We start from the raw sequence: 15,693 nt of genomic DNA on the forward strand, positions 1-15,693 counted from the left end.
AGTTTTCGCGGGGGCCGCCCTTCCCCGCCTCCTCTTCTTGCAGCCAAATTAACGGCCCCACTGGCCGTTGCATCTGTTTGTCGCACCCAAGGATTTGAGTAAATGGCGACCAAAACCGCGACCGTAAGCCAACCTGAAGCCACCGACTCCCGTGAGGAGGGCCCCGATGCCCCCCTGCTCGACACCCTTGGCGCCGAGCTCAAGAAGCTCGTCCAGAAGGGCAAGGAGCGTGGCTACGTCACCTATGACGAGCTGAACGCCGCCCTGCCGCCCGATGAGGTGTCCTCCGAGCAGATCGAGGACACGATGGCGATGCTGTCCGAGGCCGGCGTGAACGTCGTCGAGGCCGAGGAGCAGGACGACTCCGCTTCGGCCACCCCGGCCGAGCCCGCCAAGACCGCCGTGGTGGCCGCCGAGGCGACCGGCGAGGACGAAGAGCTCGGCCGCACCGACGATCCCGTGCGCATGTACCTGCGCGAGATGGGCAGCGTCGAACTGCTGAGCCGCGAGGGCGAGATCGAGATCGCCAAGCGCATCGAGGCCGGCCAGGACAAGATGATCGGCGGCATCTGCGAGAGCCCGATGACGATCACGGCGCTGCTGCACTGGCGCGACGCGATCAACGAGGGCCGCATCCTGCTGCGCGACGTGATCGACCTCGAGGCGACCCAGGGTGGCGGCGCCCCCGGCGAGGGCAAGGGCGCCCCGGCCGCGGTGCCAGCCGCACCGCCGATGCCGCGTCCCGCCATGATGCCGAAGCTGGTGCGTCCGGCTGCCCCGGCGGTGAATGGTGAAGGCGGCGAGGCTCCCGCGGCTGAAGGCGGCGAGGAAGACGACGAGAACGCGCTGTCGCTGTCGGCGCTCGAGGAGAAGCTCAAGCCCGAGGTCCTGCGCGTCCTCACCAAGATCTACAAAGTCTATATCGAGATGTCGAAGGTGCAGAACCGTCGCCTCTCGACGCTCGCGCGCGGCCAGAAGCCCAGCACGGAGTTCGAGAAGAGCTACGAGAAGCACCGCAAGAAGATCGTCGAGCTGGTGCGGACGGTGCATATCAATGCCAACCGTATCGAGCAGCTGAAGCTTGCGCTCTACGACCTCAATCGCAGGCTGATGGTCCAGGAAGGCAAGCTGATGCGGACGGCGGAAAGCTTCCGCATCTCGCGCCAGGACTTCCTCGACAACTACTTCACGCACGAGATCGATCCCAATTGGCTCGAGAAGGTCGGCAAGCTGTCGGGCCGGGGCTGGAAGGACTTCGCCAAGAAGCGCGGCCCCGAGATCGAGAAGATCCGCGCGGAGATCCGCGAGATCTCCGAGCATGCCGGCGCGCCGATCTTCGAATTCCGCCGCATGTGCAAGACCGTCCAGGACGGCGAGCGCGAGATGATGCGGGCGAAGAAGGAGATGATCGAGGCCAACCTGCGCCTCGTGATCTCGATCGCCAAGAAGTACACGAACCGCGGCCTGCAGTTCCTGGACCTCATCCAGGAAGGCAACATCGGCCTGATGAAGGCGGTCGACAAGTTCGAGTACCGCCGCGGCTACAAGTTCTCGACCTACGCCACGTGGTGGATCCGTCAGGCCATCACGCGCTCGATCGCCGACCAGGCGCGCACCATCCGTATCCCGGTGCACATGATCGAGACCATCAACAAGCTGGTCCGCACCAGCCGCCAGATGCTGCACGAGATCGGCCGCGAACCGCAGCCCGAGGAGTTGGCCGAGAAGCTCGGCATGCCGCTGGAGAAGGTCCGCAAGGTCCTGAAGATCGCCAAGGAGCCGATCTCGCTCGAAACGCCGATCGGCGACGAGGAGGATTCGCATCTCGGCGACTTCATCGAGGACAAGAACGCTGTCATCCCGCTCGAGGCGGCCATCCAGGGCAACCTGCGCGAAAGCACGACGCGGGTTCTGGCGACGCTGACGCCGCGCGAGGAGCGCGTGCTGCGCATGCGCTTCGGCATCGGCATGAACACCGACCACACGCTGGAAGAAGTCGGCCAGCAGTTCTCGGTTACACGCGAGCGTATCCGCCAGATCGAGGCGAAGGCGTTGCGCAAGCTGAAGCACCCGAGCCGCTCGCGCATGCTGCGCAGCTTCCTCGATGAGGGCTGAGATCTAGAGACATCGGAGACCGAAAGCCGGGGCCAGTCTCCGGCTTTTTCGTCTCACGCCGCCCTGTTCACTCGCGATCGGCGATCCGCACGAGCGAAGGCAGCAGCCCGCTTACCGTCAGGTGGAGCTGGCGAACCTCTTCCAGCACCGCCGACAGATTCTCCTGCACAGCGGCGCAGTGACGTGACGCCTCGTTGCGAGCATCGTCCAGTCCAGGATCGATCGAATAGGGATGGCCGAGTGCGCGCCCGTACTCCGCCAGGACACCAAGCAACGCGGCTGGCGCATCCACCTTGTCGGGCGGATGCATGAAATCGCGAGCGGCGTGTTCGATCCTCTCCAACGCCGTCACAAGACCATCGACTTCCATGGGAGTCTCCTCGGTCGGCTGCTTCGGTACGCTGTGAACAACGCAGATGCTGTCACCGGGCTCCCTGCCGCACAAGCCCGCCTTGCGGCGCCTCAAGCCAGCCGCGTGGCCAGCCAGGACGGCTGGCGGCGCAGGAAGGCCTCCAGCTTCGCCTCGTAATCGGCAGCGACGGCGCCCTTTACCGACGGCCGCGCGGCCAGCGCCTGCCGCCATGCCTGCATTTTCGGCAAGCCGGCGAAGACGCCGAGGTCGACGAAGCGATCGAACACGTCGAAGTAGCGGAAGACCGGCGCGAACACCGCATCGACGAGACTGAACGCCTCGCCGGCGAACCAGGGCCCCGTCCCGAGCTCACCCTCGAGGCGGACGAACTTTTCCCGCAGGGATTGGACCTTGGCGTCGAAGGCCGCCTGGTCGGGCGTCGTCTCGACGGTCCAGATATCGGCCAGGATCGAGGAGCCGAATTCCATCCACGCACGGTGACGGGCACGGACGAGCGCATCTTCGGGGTGAAGCCGCGGTCCCTGCGTCTCGTCGAGATATTCGGCGATCACGGAGCTTTCGAAGAGCACGTCATTGCCGACCTGCAGCAACGGCACCTTGCCGAGCGGCGAGATCGCCTTGAACCACGCGGGCTTGTCGGCGAGGTCGACGTTGCGCCGTTCGAACGGCACGCCCTTCTCGGCCAGCGCGATCGCCGCGCGTTGCACATAGGGACACAGATCGAAGGAAACGAGGGTCAGCATGGCCATCTCCATATTGATGCATTTGCATATATGTGCTGCCAAACTTGATGCAAGTGCATTTATCTATAAAATGCCGACATGGAGCCCCCTCTCCCGTCCGACGCCGTCGTCCGCGCCTGGGCCCGCCTCGAGCGCGCCCATCGCGCGGCACAGTCCACCGTTGAGGCACGCCTCAAGAAAGCGGGCCTGCCGCCGCTCGCCTGGTACGACGCGCTGCTCGAGCTCGAACGGGCCGACCCGGCGGGGCTGCGCCCGTTCGAACTCCAGAAGGAAATGTTGTTCGCCCAGTACAATCTCTCGCGGCTGGTCGATCGCCTGGAGGCGGCCGGTCACGTCGCGCGCACGGCGAGCGAGGAAGACGGGCGCGGCCAGGTCCTGCGCATCACGCGATCGGGCCGCGCGCTTCGCCGCCGCATGTGGCCAGTTTATGCCGACGCGATCGCGGCGGCGGTCGGGAGCCACCTTTCTGAAACCGAGGCGACCACCCTCGGCGATCTGCTGGGCCGCCTCTACGGCAAGGCGTGATCAGCCGAATCGCAGCAGGGGAATGGCGGCGGCCGCCAGCAGGACCGCGACGATGCGCATGCGCGTAAACGGTTCCTTCAGCCAGAAGACGGCGATCACGACCGCGAAGACAGCACTGGTGTCCCGAAGGGCTGCGGCCGGCGCGATCGGCGCGTGGCTCCAGACCCAGAGGATGAGCAGGTACGACGCCATTGCGGCGACGGCGATCGGCAGGGCGGCCTTCCAGTGGGTCGCCACATGGGCCCAGGGCGGGCCCGAATGGCGCTGCCGCCATCCCATCGCCGCCGCGTTGGTGATCGACACGATGAACCCATAGGCCCAGGGCGATCCCGAGAGCCGCACGCCCTGCGCGTCGCACATGATGTACGCCGCGGTGCCGATGCCGGCCGCAAACGTCCACCCCAGGGCCGCCCGCGTAATCCCCTGCCCGCGCGCGGCATCCCAGGCGAGCACGACGAGCGCCAGGGAGATGACGAGGATGCCTAGAAGCCCCGGCGTGCCCAGCCGCTCGCCGGTCAGGATCGCCGCCAGCGGCACCACCATCAGCACCGCCAGCGAGCGCACGACCGGATAGACCAGCCCGAAGCCACCGAGTTCATAGGCGCGCAGCAGGGCCTGCACGGTGAGCACGTTCATCAAGGTTGAGGCCGCGATCCAGCCGCAGGATGCGAGGCTCGGGAGACCCGACCAGAAGAGCGCCGGGACGACGAGCACGGCGCCCAGCACCATCTGGGCCGTCATCACCTGCGCGGGATTGCGGCTGGCCTTCACGCCGGCATTCCAGCCGGCATGCAGCACGGCGCTCAACAGGGCCGCGGCGACATCCGTGAGATCCATCGCTCAGGCCTGCCGCGGCGCCACGATGATCACGCAGTAGCGCGCGGGCTTGTCCGTCGGATTGTGATAGGTGATCGGCCGGTCGAGGACCATCGCCAGGCAATCGCCGGCGCGCAGCTCGAAGCGTTCATCCCCCAGCGTGACGTCGATCGTGCCCTGCAGGACCCAGACCTGCTGGTGGGTGACGCCCGGTCGCGCGGCCGTCTCGTAGGCGACCGTCGCCCCGGCGGGAAACTGGACCTCAACGATCTGGATGGGCGACGGAAAACCGCCCGGCGACACGTTGCGCCGGAGATATCCCGATGCGGGATCGCGCCATTCGACCTGAGCAGCGCGGCGGGACACCGGCCGCGCCGGTTCGGCAGGCGCCTCGAAGAGTGTCGCCAGGGAAACGCCGAGACCCGTGGCCAGTTTCTCGAGGATCACCGCCGTCGGGCTGCTCTCGCCGCGCTCGATCAGGGAAATCATGGACCGGCTGACGCCGCAGGCTTCCGCCAGCGCCTCGAGGGAAAGACCTTGTCCGGTCCGGAGATCGCGGACCTGGGCGGCGATCCGGTCGTTGATGTCGAGCAAGGCGCTCCTCCCTCATGATGGATATAAAATCCAATATAATGGATGACACATCAAGTCCATGAGAGGTGGGCTAAAAGTGCGACGAGGAACTGTGTGTCCGGAGCTGCGATGAAAGACATAGTCGACGAACTGCGCGCCCAATGCCGGGCCCACCATGGCCCCACCGGCGAGCAGACAGGGGCCCTGGCGGGCGACGTGAGGTGGCGAGCGGCTGAAGAGATCGAGCAGCTCAGGCAGGGCCCGCAGGCCCTCTGGCAGCCGATCGAGACCGCCCCGAAGGATCAGGGCCCGCTCCTGCTGTTCTGCCCCGGTCTCGCCGGCCACGTCGCCGACGAAGTGGTGGTCGGCGCCTGGAGGTTCGACCCCAACCGCCGCTCGCTCGGCTATTGGGTGAGCGACGTCGGCGCCCTCGACATGGGCTTCGCCGAAACCGGCCCCTGGATCGAATATTCCGAGCTTCAGCCCCGGCAATGGGCGCCGCTGCCCACCCGACCGGGCAACGGCAAATAGCCCACAAAAAAAGGCGGCCACGAGGGCCGCCTTTTCCTTGTCTGTCTGAGCTTACGAGCGCGGCGGCAGCGGGATCTTGGCGTCCGTGAGCATCTTCACGAGAACGGGGATACCCGACGCATAGTCGCCGGCATCGCACTTCGCGATGGCCTGCGGAGCCGGACCCGACGCGTCCGTACGGTCGTAGTCACGCCACTTCTGGGCGAGCGCCCGGCAGTAGGCGGCGTCGTCCATCGGAGCGGCGGCCGTCTGCAGGATCGCGATCTCGACGCGGCGGTTCTGCGGCTCGCGGACGTTCGGGCCGGTCTGCACGAGCAGACCCTGCTCGCCACGACCGACGACCGAGATCGCCGTCGCAGGCACGCCCTGCTGGACCAGCGCGTCCTTGACCGCGTTGGCGCGGCGCAGCGACAGCGCCATGTTGTAGGCCGGAGTACCGGACGTGTCGGTATGGCCGGTCGCGTTGATGCGAGCGCCACCCTTGGTCTTGTAGGCAGCAGCCGCCTGGCCGACGACGCTCGTGGCCTGCGGATTCAGCTTGGCGCTATCCCAATCGAAGAACAGCATGAAGCTCTGCGGAGCCGGTGGCGGCGGCGGCGGCGTTGTGGCCGGCGCAGGCTCGTCGCATGCGCTGATCAGAAACGTAGCGGCAATTAGAACAAACAACTTCTTGAGCATAAGCCCCTCTCCCCTATGGCTAAATAGCCGAGGGAAATATGCAAAAGCGCTGTCGCGCGGGCAATGCAAAAAAGTTGCACATCGACTGACCTTCGAACCGCCTACGTGCAGGTTCATGCGCCGGACGAGCCTCTGCAGGGTCCCCGCAACCACGGGACCAATGCGCCGTTGTCGTGCCGCAACGTCAACAAGGAGCCTTCCCGTGAAGCAAGTAGCAATCATCACCCTCGCCGCCTGCTCGTTCGTCGCGGGCTGCGCCTCGTACACCGAACGCGTCGTCGAGAAGCCCGTGCCTGCCCGCACGGCCGAGCGGACCGTCGTGTACGACACGACGCCGGGCGCGGTCCCGGCGCAGACCACGACCGTCTACACCACTCGCTAAAAAGAGCTTCCCATGACGAAGCTCATCCTGATCGCGGCCGCCTGCATCCTGGCGGCCGGATGCTCGATCCGCAGCGAGCGGGTCGTCGAGAAGCCGGTGCCGGCTCAGACGACCGTCTACACGACCCGATGATCCGCGCGTAAAACGCGCCCGACTGCGCGGCTACGCGGCCAGGCTGTAAAGCTCGGCCACGTTGTCGCGCAGGATGCGCTTCCTGAGTTCGGGCGTCAGGTGAGCGGTCTGTTCGGCGATGACGTCCTGGCTCCACGGCCACGTCGAATCGCTGTGGGGAAAATCGTTCGCCCACATGAGCTGCTGCGGCCCCAGCTGATCGGCGAACTGGAACGCCGTCCAGTCGTCCTGGAAGGTCAGCGCGATGTGGTCGCGGAAGTATTCCGACGGAAGCCGCGCCAGTTCCTTGCCCTTCATCCAGTAGCGATGACGCTTGTAGGCGTGGTCCATGCGATACATGAAGTGCGGTGCCCAGCCGGCATCGGCTTCGACGCACACGACCCGCAGCTTTTCGTGGCGTTCGAAGACGCCGCTGAAGACCAGCATGCCCATGATGTCCTGGCACCCGCGGATGATCGACAGGAAGCCATTGATCTTGGGGCCGCGCGGCTTGGAGAGTGAGTTGTCTCCGGAGGTCGTGAGGATGTGCCACGACAAGGGCAGCTCCAGCGAAATGGCGGCTTCCCAGAACGGGTCGTAGATCGGGTCGTCGTAGTCCTTTTCGCCGGGATTACCGGGCATCATCACGCCCCGGAATCCCATCGCCTTGATGCGCTCCAGGTCGGCGATACCTTCCTTCACCGTGCGCATGGCGGTCTGGCCCATGCCGACCAGACGGTCGGGAGCGTGCGAGCAGTAGGCCTGGAGCCAGCGATTGTAGGCGTCGAAGCAGGCCTTCTTGTAGTCGAAGTCGGGATGATTGCAGATCAGCATGCCGACCGTGGGATAGATGATCTCCGCAGCGATGCCGTCCTTGTCCTGGTCCTGCAGCCGGGTCGAGGGATCCCAGCCGCTGCGGTGCAGATCCTCGAATTTCGCGCCACCGATCCGGATGTCCTTCGGCGCCACGCCGGCTGCGGCGATCAGGCCCATCGGGACGGGTGTTTTCATGCCCTCGACGACATAGATGTCCCCCATGCCCTCATGGCGGACGACGTGCGGGGCACGTTCCCGAAAGGCAGGGTCGATGTGGTCGAGGTAGCAGCCAGGTGGTTCGGTAATGTGCGAATCGGCAGAAATCGGGCGCCAGTCCATCCGTCCCTCCAACTTACTTATCGTTGCGAAATGGTAGGCAGAGGCTTGGAGGCACGGCAAGTCGCCGCACCGACTGAGTTTCGGCCGGCGGCAGCGGTTGAACAGCCCACGGCGCTATGGCATACCCCCGCCGCGCGCTGCCGTAGCTCAGTGGTAGAGCACCCCCTTGGTAAGGGGGAGGTCGACAGTTCAATCCTGTCCGGCAGCACCAGCGCATCCTTGACGTTTCAAGGAATTCGGGCCCTTCTCGTTGGGTGATGAAAACGGTCCGAGATGGCGCAAAGCAATAAAGTTGCATGGGTCGGGGCCGGCGCACTGGCGGTTGCTGTAATCGCCTTGGCCGTCGTTTTTGGCCTGCCCGACCTGCAGGTCGGAAGCGCACAGAATAAATCCGAAGTGAACGGCCCGCTGATTTCGCGCGGCTACACCGACGCGCCGGCTGGTACCGCCGTCATCGCGGGCGACCCGGTGGGTGGTGCCCTGCTGTCCGAACTGCGCATCAAGAACGGCCAGGCCGTCAAACGCGACGAAGTGATCGCGGTCATGAACAATTACACGGCGGCCGACGTCGAAGTCCGCCGAATCGAATCGGAGATCGCCAAGGCGCGCCGGCAGCGCGAGTCGATGATCTCGGGTTACCGGACCGCGGAAATTGCACTGCAGGAAGTTTCGGTGAAATCGGCGTCCGAAGAAAGCCGGCTGAAGGACCTCGAACTGTCGCGCTCGAGCGTGCCGCCGGACCAGAAGCAGCTCCAGTCGACCATCTCGCAGCAGACGCTGGAGAAGGAACAGGCCAAGCTCAAGTTCCTGAAGGAAGTGCTGGCGGCCGATCTGGCGCAGACCGAGTCCACCATCGCCATCCTCGAAGCCAAGCTCGACGAAGCCAAGGTCGAGCGCGAAACGGCGACGGTCCGCTCACCGCTCGACGGCGTCGTCGTCGACATCTACACGCGCCAGGGCGAGCGCATCTCGGGCCGCGGCATCGCCAAGGTCGTCGACCTCAACCAGATCCGCATCTTCGCGGACGTGGACGAAATCCACCTGCGTAACCTGAAGGTGGGCGGCAAGGTCGAGTTCACGTTCCAGGGCAGCCGCACCGTCCATGTCGGCACGATCGCGCGCACGCCGCTCACGGTGAAGCGCACCAAGCGCTCCGAGGCGGACCTGGGTGAATCCAACGCGCGGCTGGTCGAGGTCGAGATCAAGCCCGACGACGCCCAGAGCATCCCGCAGATGCTGGGCCGCGAAGCCCGCGTGATCTTTCAGTAGTGGGCTGAGCGAAGCTCAGCCCAATGAGCGACAGGACATTGCCGTGCAATGTCCGAGAGCGCCGAAGGCCGGGCGAACAGTACTTCGCCCGGAAGGAACGCCAGCGCGCCGCCGTCAGGCGGCGGCTGCCTTCTGCCGGGGCTGCCTGTACTCATAGACGATCACGGCGGCCAGCACGGCAAGACCGATTATGCGCGCGGCGACGAGGCCGCCCACCCAATCGTCGATGATGTCCGGGAAGGTGAGCGCGATACCGGCCAGGCCGCAGAGGACGCGCGTGCCGATCCCCAGGGGCCGCCACAGATGCCCCTGCGCGGCCACCGCGAGCGCCACGATGCCGCCCGCGGCGCCCAGCGTCACCCACGGAATCCACATCCAGCTCATGTCCTTCGGCGTCTCGAGCAGCAGGCCGATGCCGATCGGATCGAGCACGAAGATGAACGGCACCAGGAAGGCAGGTAGCGCATATTTCCAGCTCTGCAGCGTGGTCACGTACGGATCGGCGCGCGTGATCGTGGCGGCAGCGAACGGCGCCAGCGCGGTCGGCGGCGAAACCTCCGAGAGCACGGCGTAGTAGAAGATGAACATGTGCGCGGCATAATCGGGGATGCCGAGCTTGATCAGCGCCGGTGCCGCGATGACGGCGCACATGATGTAGGATGCCGTGACGGGCACGGCGAGGCCGACCACCCAGACGATCAGCGCCGTGTACATCGCCGTCCAGAAGACCGAGCCGCCGGCCAGGTCGATGACGATCGACGAGAACTTGAGGGCGAGACCGGTCTTGGTGATGACGCCGACGATCAGGCCGGCGCAGGCGCAGGTCGCCGCAACGCCCAGCGCCTGGATCGAGCCATCGGCCAGGGCGCGGAAGAGACGGCTGGGCCAAAGGGCGGTATCAGCGCGGATGTAGCTCACCAGGATGGCGAGCAGGATCGACCAGAACACGGCATAGGTCGCCGAGAAGCCCCAGACCATCAGCACCACGACCGAGATCAGCGACGTGAAGTGGAAGCCATAGCGGGTGATCAGTTCCCGCATCGTGAGGTCGACCGTGGGATCGACGGCGCGCAGACCGTACTTGCGCGAATCGATCTCGGTCATGATCAGCAGGCCGAAGTAGTAGAGGCAGGTGGGGATGAGCGCCATCCGCACGATGTCGAGGTACGACATCTTCAGGTATTCGGCGATCAGGAACGCCGCGGCGCCCAGTACCGGCGGCGACAGGATGGCGCCGAGGCCGCCCGCCGCGAGCAGGCCGCCCGCCGCCGACTTGCCGTAGCCCGCCTCCTTCATGATCGGCCAGGCGACGGTGCCGATGGTCACCGTGGTGGCCACGCCGGAACCCGACGGGCCGCCCAGCAGGAACGACGACAGCACGACCGCGCGGCCGGCCGCGTTGGGCTGGCCCTTCATGGCGCGCAGCGAGAAATCGATGAAGAATTGGCCGGCGCCGGAGGCCTGCAGGATGGCGCCGAAGATCGTGAACAGGATGATCAGCGTGGCCGAGACGTCGATGGCCGAGCCGAAGATGCCGTTCAAGGTCATGTATTCTTCGGCGATCATGTCGGACAGCGGATAGCCCTTGTGCTTCCACGGCGACGGCAGGTAGTTGCCCCATAGCGCATAGGCGAAGAACACCATCGACAGGATCGGCATAATCCAGCCGGTCGCGCGGCGCGTCGCTTCGAGAACCAGCAGGATCAGGAGGCCGCCGATCACCAGATCGGTCTGGGTCGGCGAAACGTAGCGGTCGAGGAAATTGTCGGACTCGGCAAAGTCCGTCCAGCTGCCGCCCGTCATCATGTACCAGATGACGGCGACCGACACGACGGCGGCCGCAATGTCCCAGGGGGCGACCCTGTTGCGCCAGCTCTTCACCGCCGGGAACAGCAGGAACACCAGCGCCAGTGCGTAGGCGACATGGATTTCGCGCAACGACTGCGTGTCGACGGTCGAAGCCGCGGCATAGAGATGGAAGATCGTCATCGTGAAGGCGATGAAGGTGAGGAACTTGCCCCACCAGCCCAGGAATTTATGGACGCCGCCCTCTTCCTGCTCGACGAGCTCCTCGATCTTGCGCTTTTCCTCGTCGCTCAGCAGTTCGGCCTGGACCGTCATCGTTCTTCCCATCCCCAAAATGGAAACGGGGCCCTCCTGTTGGAGAGCCCCGCCAGTCTTGCTTGTCGTTACGACAGCTTGATGCCCTTCTCAGCGAAGAACTTCACAGCGCCCGGATGGAACGGGACCGACGAGTTGGCGGCCTTCTGGTTCTCCGGGGTCATGTCGATCGCCGCCTTGTGCGTCGCGACCAGGTCGGCCTGGTTGTCCCACAGCGTCTTGGTGATCGTGTAGGCCTGGTCGTCGGTCATCGAGGCCGGCACGACCAGGATGTTCCAGATGGCGATGACCGGCACCGCCGCGTCCTGGTTCGGATAGGCCTTGGCCGGCACCTGGCTGGCGGCGAAGACCGGGCCGTACTTCTTGTTCAGCGCCGGCACCAATTCGGCCGTCGAGATCAGCTTCATCTTGATGCCCTGCGTGGCGGCAAGATCGGTGATCGCCGCAACCGGCGGGCCACCGTTGAAGAAGTAGCCGTCGAGCTTGCCGTCCTTCATGGCGTTCGTGCTCTCGGCCGGCGACAGGCGCTCGCGCTTGATGTCGCTGAGCTTGAGGCCCAGTTCCTCGATGATGCGCAGCGCGGTGACTTCCGAGCCGCTGACCGGAGCGCTGGTCGAGATGCGCTTGCCCTTGATGTCGGACAGCTTGTTGATGCCCGTGCCTTCCATGGTCACGAAGTGGACCAGGTTCGGATAGACGACCGCCAGGGTGCGCGAGTCGACCGGCTTGCCGACGAACTTGTCGAGGCCCTTGATGCCGTCATAGGCGGTGTCGCACTGGGTCAGCGCCATCTGGGCCTTGCCGTCGCGAATCATGTGCATGTTGGCGACCGAGCCGGCCGTGGCCTCGGCGGTGACCGCCCAGCCCGGAACCTTCTTGCTCAGGATGTTCGCCATCGCGCCACCCAGCGGGTAGTAGACGGCGCCCGTGGTGCCCGTGGCGATCGAGAACTGGGCCTGGGCCGCGGCCGGCAGCGACCCGCCGACCAGACCGAAAGCGCCCGCCGCCGAGCCGGCAGCGATAAACTGACGTCGATTCATATTGAAGCTCCCTATTGGTTCGTTTCACTCCCCGAACTGGCGCGGAAGAAACCACGACTGCAGCAAGAGGGCAACACGCACAAAAGCGCGCTATTTCGGAACTTCGGCTTCGCTTGCCGGAATCGCCCGGGAACTAGGCAGATGGCCCCGCCGCCACGCGCGGCACGGTGAACTGCAGCCGGCAGCGCAGGCCCGCCGGGGCGAAATCCATCTCCAGCCGGGCATCGAGCTGCCGCGCACTCGCCTTCAGCAGCCGCGACCCGAAACCGGTGCTGGCCGGCGCCACGACCGGCGGCCCCCCGCTCTCCTGCCAGACGAGATCGACGTCCGCCGCAACAAGGTCGCTGCCGATGGTCCAGCCGATCGAAAGCCGGCCGTCGGCAGCCGCCAGGGCGCCGTACTTGGCGGAGTTGGCGGCCAGTTCGTGGAGCATCAGGCTGAGCGTGATGGTGGCACCCGCCGGAATGACGACCGGATCGCCGGCAATGTCGATGACGCGGCCGCCATCGGCGAACGGCGCCATCGCGGCATCGACGATGTCGCGGAGCGACGCCCCCGTCCACGATTCGCGCGTGAGCAGATTGTGGGCACGCGCGAGGGATCCCAGCCGGTCCTCGAAGGCGCGGGCGAATTCCTTCGGATCGCTGCGCGTGCGCAACGTCTGCTGGGCCAGCGACTGGACGATCGCCAGCGTGTTCTTCACGCGATGGTTCAGCTCGTCGAACAGCAGGCGCTGGCGCTGCTCGGCCTCCTTGAGGTCGGTGATGTCGAGCAGCACACCCACGACACGCGCGATCGCGCCGGTGGCGGGATCGGCCACGGCCTGTCCCCGGTCCATCACCCAGCGCACGGCGCCGTCGGGGCGGCGAATCCGGTATTCGAGCTGATAGGGACCTTGCGCATCGGCGAGGATCTGCCGCTTCCGCCGGCCAATCTCGTCGCGGTCCTCGGGATGGACGAAGGCAAGGCCCGACTCGAAGGGCGGCGATACATCGGATTCACCGGCGCCGAGGATACGCCGAAGCTGCGGCGAGCGAATCACGCGATCGGCCGCCACATCGTATTCATGGGCGCCGAACTGCGCCGCCTCCGCGGCCGAGCGGAGTTGCTGTTCGCTCCGGCGCAACGCGCCTGAGCGGGCGGCCAGCTCATCCCTTGCCGCACTCAGCGCCTCATTCACCGCATTGATCTCGACGACCCGCGACGGACGGACCTCGAATGGTTCCTCCCGACCGAGCGCCCGCGCCGCCGCGGTCGCCGCCGCCAGGGGCTGGGTGAGCCGCCGACCGAACAGCGTCGCCAGCCCGAGTACCAGAATGGCCACGGCCACGATGGTGCCGCCCCATAGCCAGAGCGATCGCAACACCTGGCCCTGGATGGTCCCGGCCGGTGCGTTGACGCCGACGCCCCAACCCGAGAACCGGCTGCGGGCAAAAGCATGCAGCACGTCGACGCCGTCGAGGCTGGTCGTTTCATAGGCCTGGAGCACACGGGCTTCGTCGCGTAATCGCGACGGCACCCTCGTCCCGATCATGCGTCCGTCATCGCGCGATCGCGCGACCACCAGCCCGTTGCCGTCCCAGATCGTGGTGTTCCATTGCGCCGGCAGTCCCTGCCCGGCCAGCAGAGGCTGGAAGGCGGACGGGCGCAGGCTGAGGCTCAGCACATAGCGTAGCTGGTCGTCCTCGAGGATCGGGATGGCGATGCTGAACACGACTTCGCGCGAGGCGAGGCCGGTGAAGAGATTGGAGACGACGGGCCGATGCGTACGCCGGATCGTCTCCAGCATCTCCGGATTGCCAGTCAGACGAGGCGCATGTCCGAACGGCAGGTAGGTGTTCACCAGTTGCCGCCCCTGCGGATCGATCAGGACGACACCTCCCTTGTCCCGCAGGCTGAGCGTCGCGCGGGCATGGAAGCCGGCATAATCCTCGCCGGCCAGGGACCGCGAACTGATCAGGGTCTGGAGGATCGTGAAATGCCGGTCGATGTCGCGATCGAGATCGGCGACGAGATCTTCCGCCACCTGCACCAGCCGCTGTTCGATCTGCTGCCGTTCGGCGGTGACCGTGCGGTAGAGCAGCACGCCCAGCAGGGCCAGTAGCGGCAGAGCAATGATCGAGGCCAGGAGCGCGAGGTGAATCGCGGCCGGCCAGATGCCTGTGGAGAAATGAACCGGACGGGAGGCCATATACCGATGATGTCGCCGCAGAATGCTGTCCCACGACAGTTGTAGCCGGGACACAGCCGCCCCGATACCGCCCCATTCCGGAACAGAATATCCCGGAGAGCGTTACCCAACGCATGTTGGCTGTGTGGGCCAACTGCAATAATTGCAGTGTAAGTCTAGAGCGTGATTCACAATCTGACCTTGGTCCATTTGCTGCTGGTCGCCGCCGCCGGCGGCTGCATCTACCTTTCTCTACGCGAGGTGCGTCGCCGCTATATTTCGACGTGGCGTCTTTTTGCCCCTGCCTTCCTCGCCGTCTTCGTCGGGATCGTCCTCTCCCTTCTCCAGTTCTCCGAGCATCAACCGCCCTGGCTCTTCGGGTCGGCCATCGCTGCCGGGTTCGCGATCGGCAGTGTTCGCGGCATGACGATCGGCATCCAGCACGACATGTACCGGCCGCAGGTGAACCTCACCCATGCCTCCAAGCTCCTTCTCCTGTGGGTCGCCATCGTCGTCGGTGCGGCGGTTGGCGTGGAGTGTGTGGGCGCCTTCTTCGACCGGCCGGAACTGGAGGTCTTCCGCCTGCTGGCGGCCCTCACGGCCATGTTCTGCGGCGGCGCCATGCTGGGCCGGGCCTTGCTCCTCACCATCCGGCTGCATCGCGCCAACCGCGGGGCCGCCTGAGGCTGTCCGGCGAAAGGTTGCACGCCCCCTCTCACAAAGAGGGGGATGGATCGGTGGAGAGCGGGGAAAAACCCCGACCTGCCAGCCCTACTTCGGCGCCAGGCTGAAGGAATCGAAGAACCGACGGGTTGCCGGCGCGGTCTGGACGCCGGCCTTCCCCACCACGATGAGCTGGTAGAGCGTGTCGCCCGCATAGATGGCGCGGGTCGCCAGGATCCAACCGTCCTCCTCGTGCACATAGTCGCGCGCCGGGGCGCCGGAGACGGTGAGCGAGCGATCCGACAGGAGATGGCCCGGCCGGCCATCCCGGCTGTTCAGCAGCATTTAGGAAGGTGACAAGTGTACATCATTTTCCCAAACGTGCCCGAGGATTGCTCGCGCGGCGATAAATACGGGCCAAGTATTCC

At 65.7% G+C, this 15,693-nt stretch carries 16 protein-coding genes and 1 tRNA gene; 7 read left to right on the forward strand and 10 right to left on the reverse strand.

The genetic code is table 11. The features are described 5' to 3' along the window. The first annotated feature begins 102 nt into the window (after positions 1-102). Positions 103-2,115 carry an RNA polymerase sigma factor RpoD gene (gene rpoD, locus AC1RP5_RS17405; RefSeq protein ID WP_493112559.1) on the forward strand — a complete coding sequence of 671 codons (2,013 nt, stop codon included), beginning with the start codon at positions 103-105 and terminating at the stop codon, positions 2,113-2,115. A 67-nt stretch (positions 2,116-2,182) separates the two neighbouring features. On the opposite strand, the gene AC1RP5_RS17410 is transcribed toward rpoD, so the two are convergent. Together AC1RP5_RS17410 and AC1RP5_RS17415 are read right to left on the reverse strand one after the other, a co-directional pair. Next, positions 2,183-2,485, reverse strand: a complete 303-nt coding sequence (locus tag AC1RP5_RS17410; protein WP_493112561.1) for a hypothetical protein — start codon at positions 2,483-2,485, stop codon at positions 2,183-2,185. A gap of 92 nt (positions 2,486-2,577) precedes the next feature. Then, positions 2,578-3,237 carry a glutathione S-transferase family protein gene (locus tag AC1RP5_RS17415; RefSeq protein ID WP_493112563.1) on the reverse strand — a complete coding sequence of 220 codons (660 nt, stop codon included), beginning with the start codon at positions 3,235-3,237 and terminating at the stop codon, positions 2,578-2,580. A 72-nt stretch (positions 3,238-3,309) separates the two neighbouring features. On the opposite strand from AC1RP5_RS17415, the gene AC1RP5_RS17420 reads away from it, so the two are divergent. Continuing rightward, positions 3,310-3,756, forward strand: coding sequence for a MarR family winged helix-turn-helix transcriptional regulator (locus AC1RP5_RS17420; protein ID WP_493112564.1), 447 nt, complete (start codon positions 3,310-3,312; stop codon positions 3,754-3,756). Here AC1RP5_RS17420 and AC1RP5_RS17425 read toward each other — a convergent pair whose 3' ends face one another. Together AC1RP5_RS17425 and AC1RP5_RS17430 are read right to left on the reverse strand one after the other, a co-directional pair. Beyond that, positions 3,757-4,593 carry an EamA family transporter gene (locus AC1RP5_RS17425; RefSeq protein ID WP_493112566.1) on the reverse strand — a complete coding sequence of 279 codons (837 nt, stop codon included), beginning with the start codon at positions 4,591-4,593 and terminating at the stop codon, positions 3,757-3,759. A 3-nt stretch (positions 4,594-4,596) separates the two neighbouring features. Next, on the reverse strand, positions 4,597-5,166 hold the full coding sequence (locus tag AC1RP5_RS17430) for a helix-turn-helix domain-containing protein (RefSeq protein WP_493112568.1): 570 nt from the start codon (positions 5,164-5,166) through the stop codon (positions 4,597-4,599). Between the two features lie 108 nt (positions 5,167-5,274). On the opposite strand from AC1RP5_RS17430, the gene AC1RP5_RS17435 reads away from it, so the two are divergent. Continuing rightward, complete coding sequence (locus tag AC1RP5_RS17435) at positions 5,275-5,676, forward strand: hypothetical protein (RefSeq protein ID WP_493112570.1); 402 nt, start codon at positions 5,275-5,277, stop codon at positions 5,674-5,676. Positions 5,677-5,727: 51 nt separating this feature from the next. Here the strand turns inward: AC1RP5_RS17435 and AC1RP5_RS17440 are convergent, their stop codons facing one another. Further along, a complete protein-coding gene (locus AC1RP5_RS17440) occupies positions 5,728-6,243 on the reverse strand; it encodes an OmpA family protein (RefSeq protein ID WP_493112571.1) in 516 nt (171 codons plus the stop codon). 313 nt (positions 6,244-6,556) lie between these two features. On the opposite strand from AC1RP5_RS17440, the gene AC1RP5_RS17445 reads away from it, so the two are divergent. After that, entirely contained in the window at positions 6,557-6,736 is a 180-nt protein-coding gene (locus tag AC1RP5_RS17445) for a hypothetical protein (RefSeq protein WP_493112572.1), read from the forward strand. A gap of 162 nt (positions 6,737-6,898) precedes the next feature. On the opposite strand, the gene AC1RP5_RS17450 is transcribed toward AC1RP5_RS17445, so the two are convergent. Further along, positions 6,899-7,858: an amidohydrolase family protein gene (locus AC1RP5_RS17450; protein WP_493112574.1), complete on the reverse strand. Its 960-nt coding sequence runs from the start codon at positions 7,856-7,858 to the stop codon at positions 6,899-6,901. Positions 7,859-8,138: 280 nt separating this feature from the next. Between AC1RP5_RS17450 and AC1RP5_RS17455 the strand changes: the two genes are divergently transcribed. Beyond that, a tRNA-Thr gene (locus AC1RP5_RS17455) sits at positions 8,139-8,213 on the forward strand. Positions 8,214-8,338: 125 nt separating this feature from the next. Then, positions 8,339-9,271, forward strand: a complete 933-nt coding sequence (locus AC1RP5_RS17460; protein WP_493112576.1) for an HlyD family secretion protein — start codon at positions 8,339-8,341, stop codon at positions 9,269-9,271. Positions 9,272-9,385: 114 nt separating this feature from the next. Here AC1RP5_RS17460 and AC1RP5_RS17465 read toward each other — a convergent pair whose 3' ends face one another. The 3 genes from AC1RP5_RS17465 to AC1RP5_RS17475 all read right to left on the reverse strand — a co-directional run bounded on the left by AC1RP5_RS17465 (position 9,386) and on the right by AC1RP5_RS17475 (position 14,623). Beyond that, positions 9,386-11,392, reverse strand: a complete 2,007-nt coding sequence (locus AC1RP5_RS17465; RefSeq protein WP_493112577.1) for a TRAP transporter permease — start codon at positions 11,390-11,392, stop codon at positions 9,386-9,388. A 68-nt stretch (positions 11,393-11,460) separates the two neighbouring features. Further along, positions 11,461-12,432, reverse strand: coding sequence for a TAXI family TRAP transporter solute-binding subunit (locus AC1RP5_RS17470; protein WP_493112579.1), 972 nt, complete (start codon positions 12,430-12,432; stop codon positions 11,461-11,463). A 133-nt stretch (positions 12,433-12,565) separates the two neighbouring features. Continuing rightward, on the reverse strand, positions 12,566-14,623 hold the full coding sequence (locus AC1RP5_RS17475) for a sensor histidine kinase (protein ID WP_493112580.1): 2,058 nt from the start codon (positions 14,621-14,623) through the stop codon (positions 12,566-12,568). A 162-nt stretch (positions 14,624-14,785) separates the two neighbouring features. Here AC1RP5_RS17475 and AC1RP5_RS17480 point away from each other — a divergent pair, with 162 nt between their 5' ends. Beyond that, complete coding sequence (locus AC1RP5_RS17480; protein WP_493112581.1) at positions 14,786-15,286, forward strand: hypothetical protein; 501 nt, start codon at positions 14,786-14,788, stop codon at positions 15,284-15,286. A gap of 87 nt (positions 15,287-15,373) precedes the next feature. Here the strand turns inward: AC1RP5_RS17480 and AC1RP5_RS17485 are convergent, their stop codons facing one another. Continuing rightward, the gene (locus AC1RP5_RS17485) at positions 15,374-15,610 is read right to left on the reverse strand and encodes a hypothetical protein (protein WP_493112582.1); all 237 of its coding nucleotides are present in this window, start codon (positions 15,608-15,610) and stop codon (positions 15,374-15,376) included. Between the last annotated feature and the right edge of the window lie 83 nt (positions 15,611-15,693).

This window comes from Reyranella sp. GW821-FHT12G01 (assembly GCF_058806575.1).

What these genes read in the sequence shown, in the direction of transcription:
- rpoD (WP_493112559.1), top strand. Translation starts at nt 103, where the DNA reads ATGGCGACCAAAACCGCGACCGTAAGCCAACCTGAAGCCACCGACTCC.
- AC1RP5_RS17410 (WP_493112561.1), bottom strand. Translation starts at nt 2,485, where the DNA reads ATGGAAGTCGATGGTCTTGTGACGGCGTTGGAGAGGATCGAACACGCC.
- AC1RP5_RS17415 (WP_493112563.1), bottom strand. Translation starts at nt 3,237, where the DNA reads ATGGCCATGCTGACCCTCGTTTCCTTCGATCTGTGTCCCTATGTGCAA.
- AC1RP5_RS17420 (WP_493112564.1), top strand. Translation starts at nt 3,310, where the DNA reads ATGGAGCCCCCTCTCCCGTCCGACGCCGTCGTCCGCGCCTGGGCCCGC.
- AC1RP5_RS17425 (WP_493112566.1), bottom strand. Translation starts at nt 4,593, where the DNA reads ATGGATCTCACGGATGTCGCCGCGGCCCTGTTGAGCGCCGTGCTGCAT.
- AC1RP5_RS17435 (WP_493112570.1), top strand. Translation starts at nt 5,275, where the DNA reads ATGAAAGACATAGTCGACGAACTGCGCGCCCAATGCCGGGCCCACCAT.
- AC1RP5_RS17440 (WP_493112571.1), bottom strand. Translation starts at nt 6,243, where the DNA reads ATGCTGTTCTTCGATTGGGATAGCGCCAAGCTGAATCCGCAGGCCACG.
- AC1RP5_RS17450 (WP_493112574.1), bottom strand. Translation starts at nt 7,858, where the DNA reads ATGAAAACACCCGTCCCGATGGGCCTGATCGCCGCAGCCGGCGTGGCG.
- AC1RP5_RS17465 (WP_493112577.1), bottom strand. Translation starts at nt 11,392, where the DNA reads ATGACGGTCCAGGCCGAACTGCTGAGCGACGAGGAAAAGCGCAAGATC.
- AC1RP5_RS17470 (WP_493112579.1), bottom strand. Translation starts at nt 12,432, where the DNA reads ATGAATCGACGTCAGTTTATCGCTGCCGGCTCGGCGGCGGGCGCTTTC.
- AC1RP5_RS17475 (WP_493112580.1), bottom strand. Translation starts at nt 14,623, where the DNA reads ATGGCCTCCCGTCCGGTTCATTTCTCCACAGGCATCTGGCCGGCCGCG.
- AC1RP5_RS17485 (WP_493112582.1), bottom strand. Translation starts at nt 15,610, where the DNA reads ATGCTGCTGAACAGCCGGGATGGCCGGCCGGGCCATCTCCTGTCGGAT.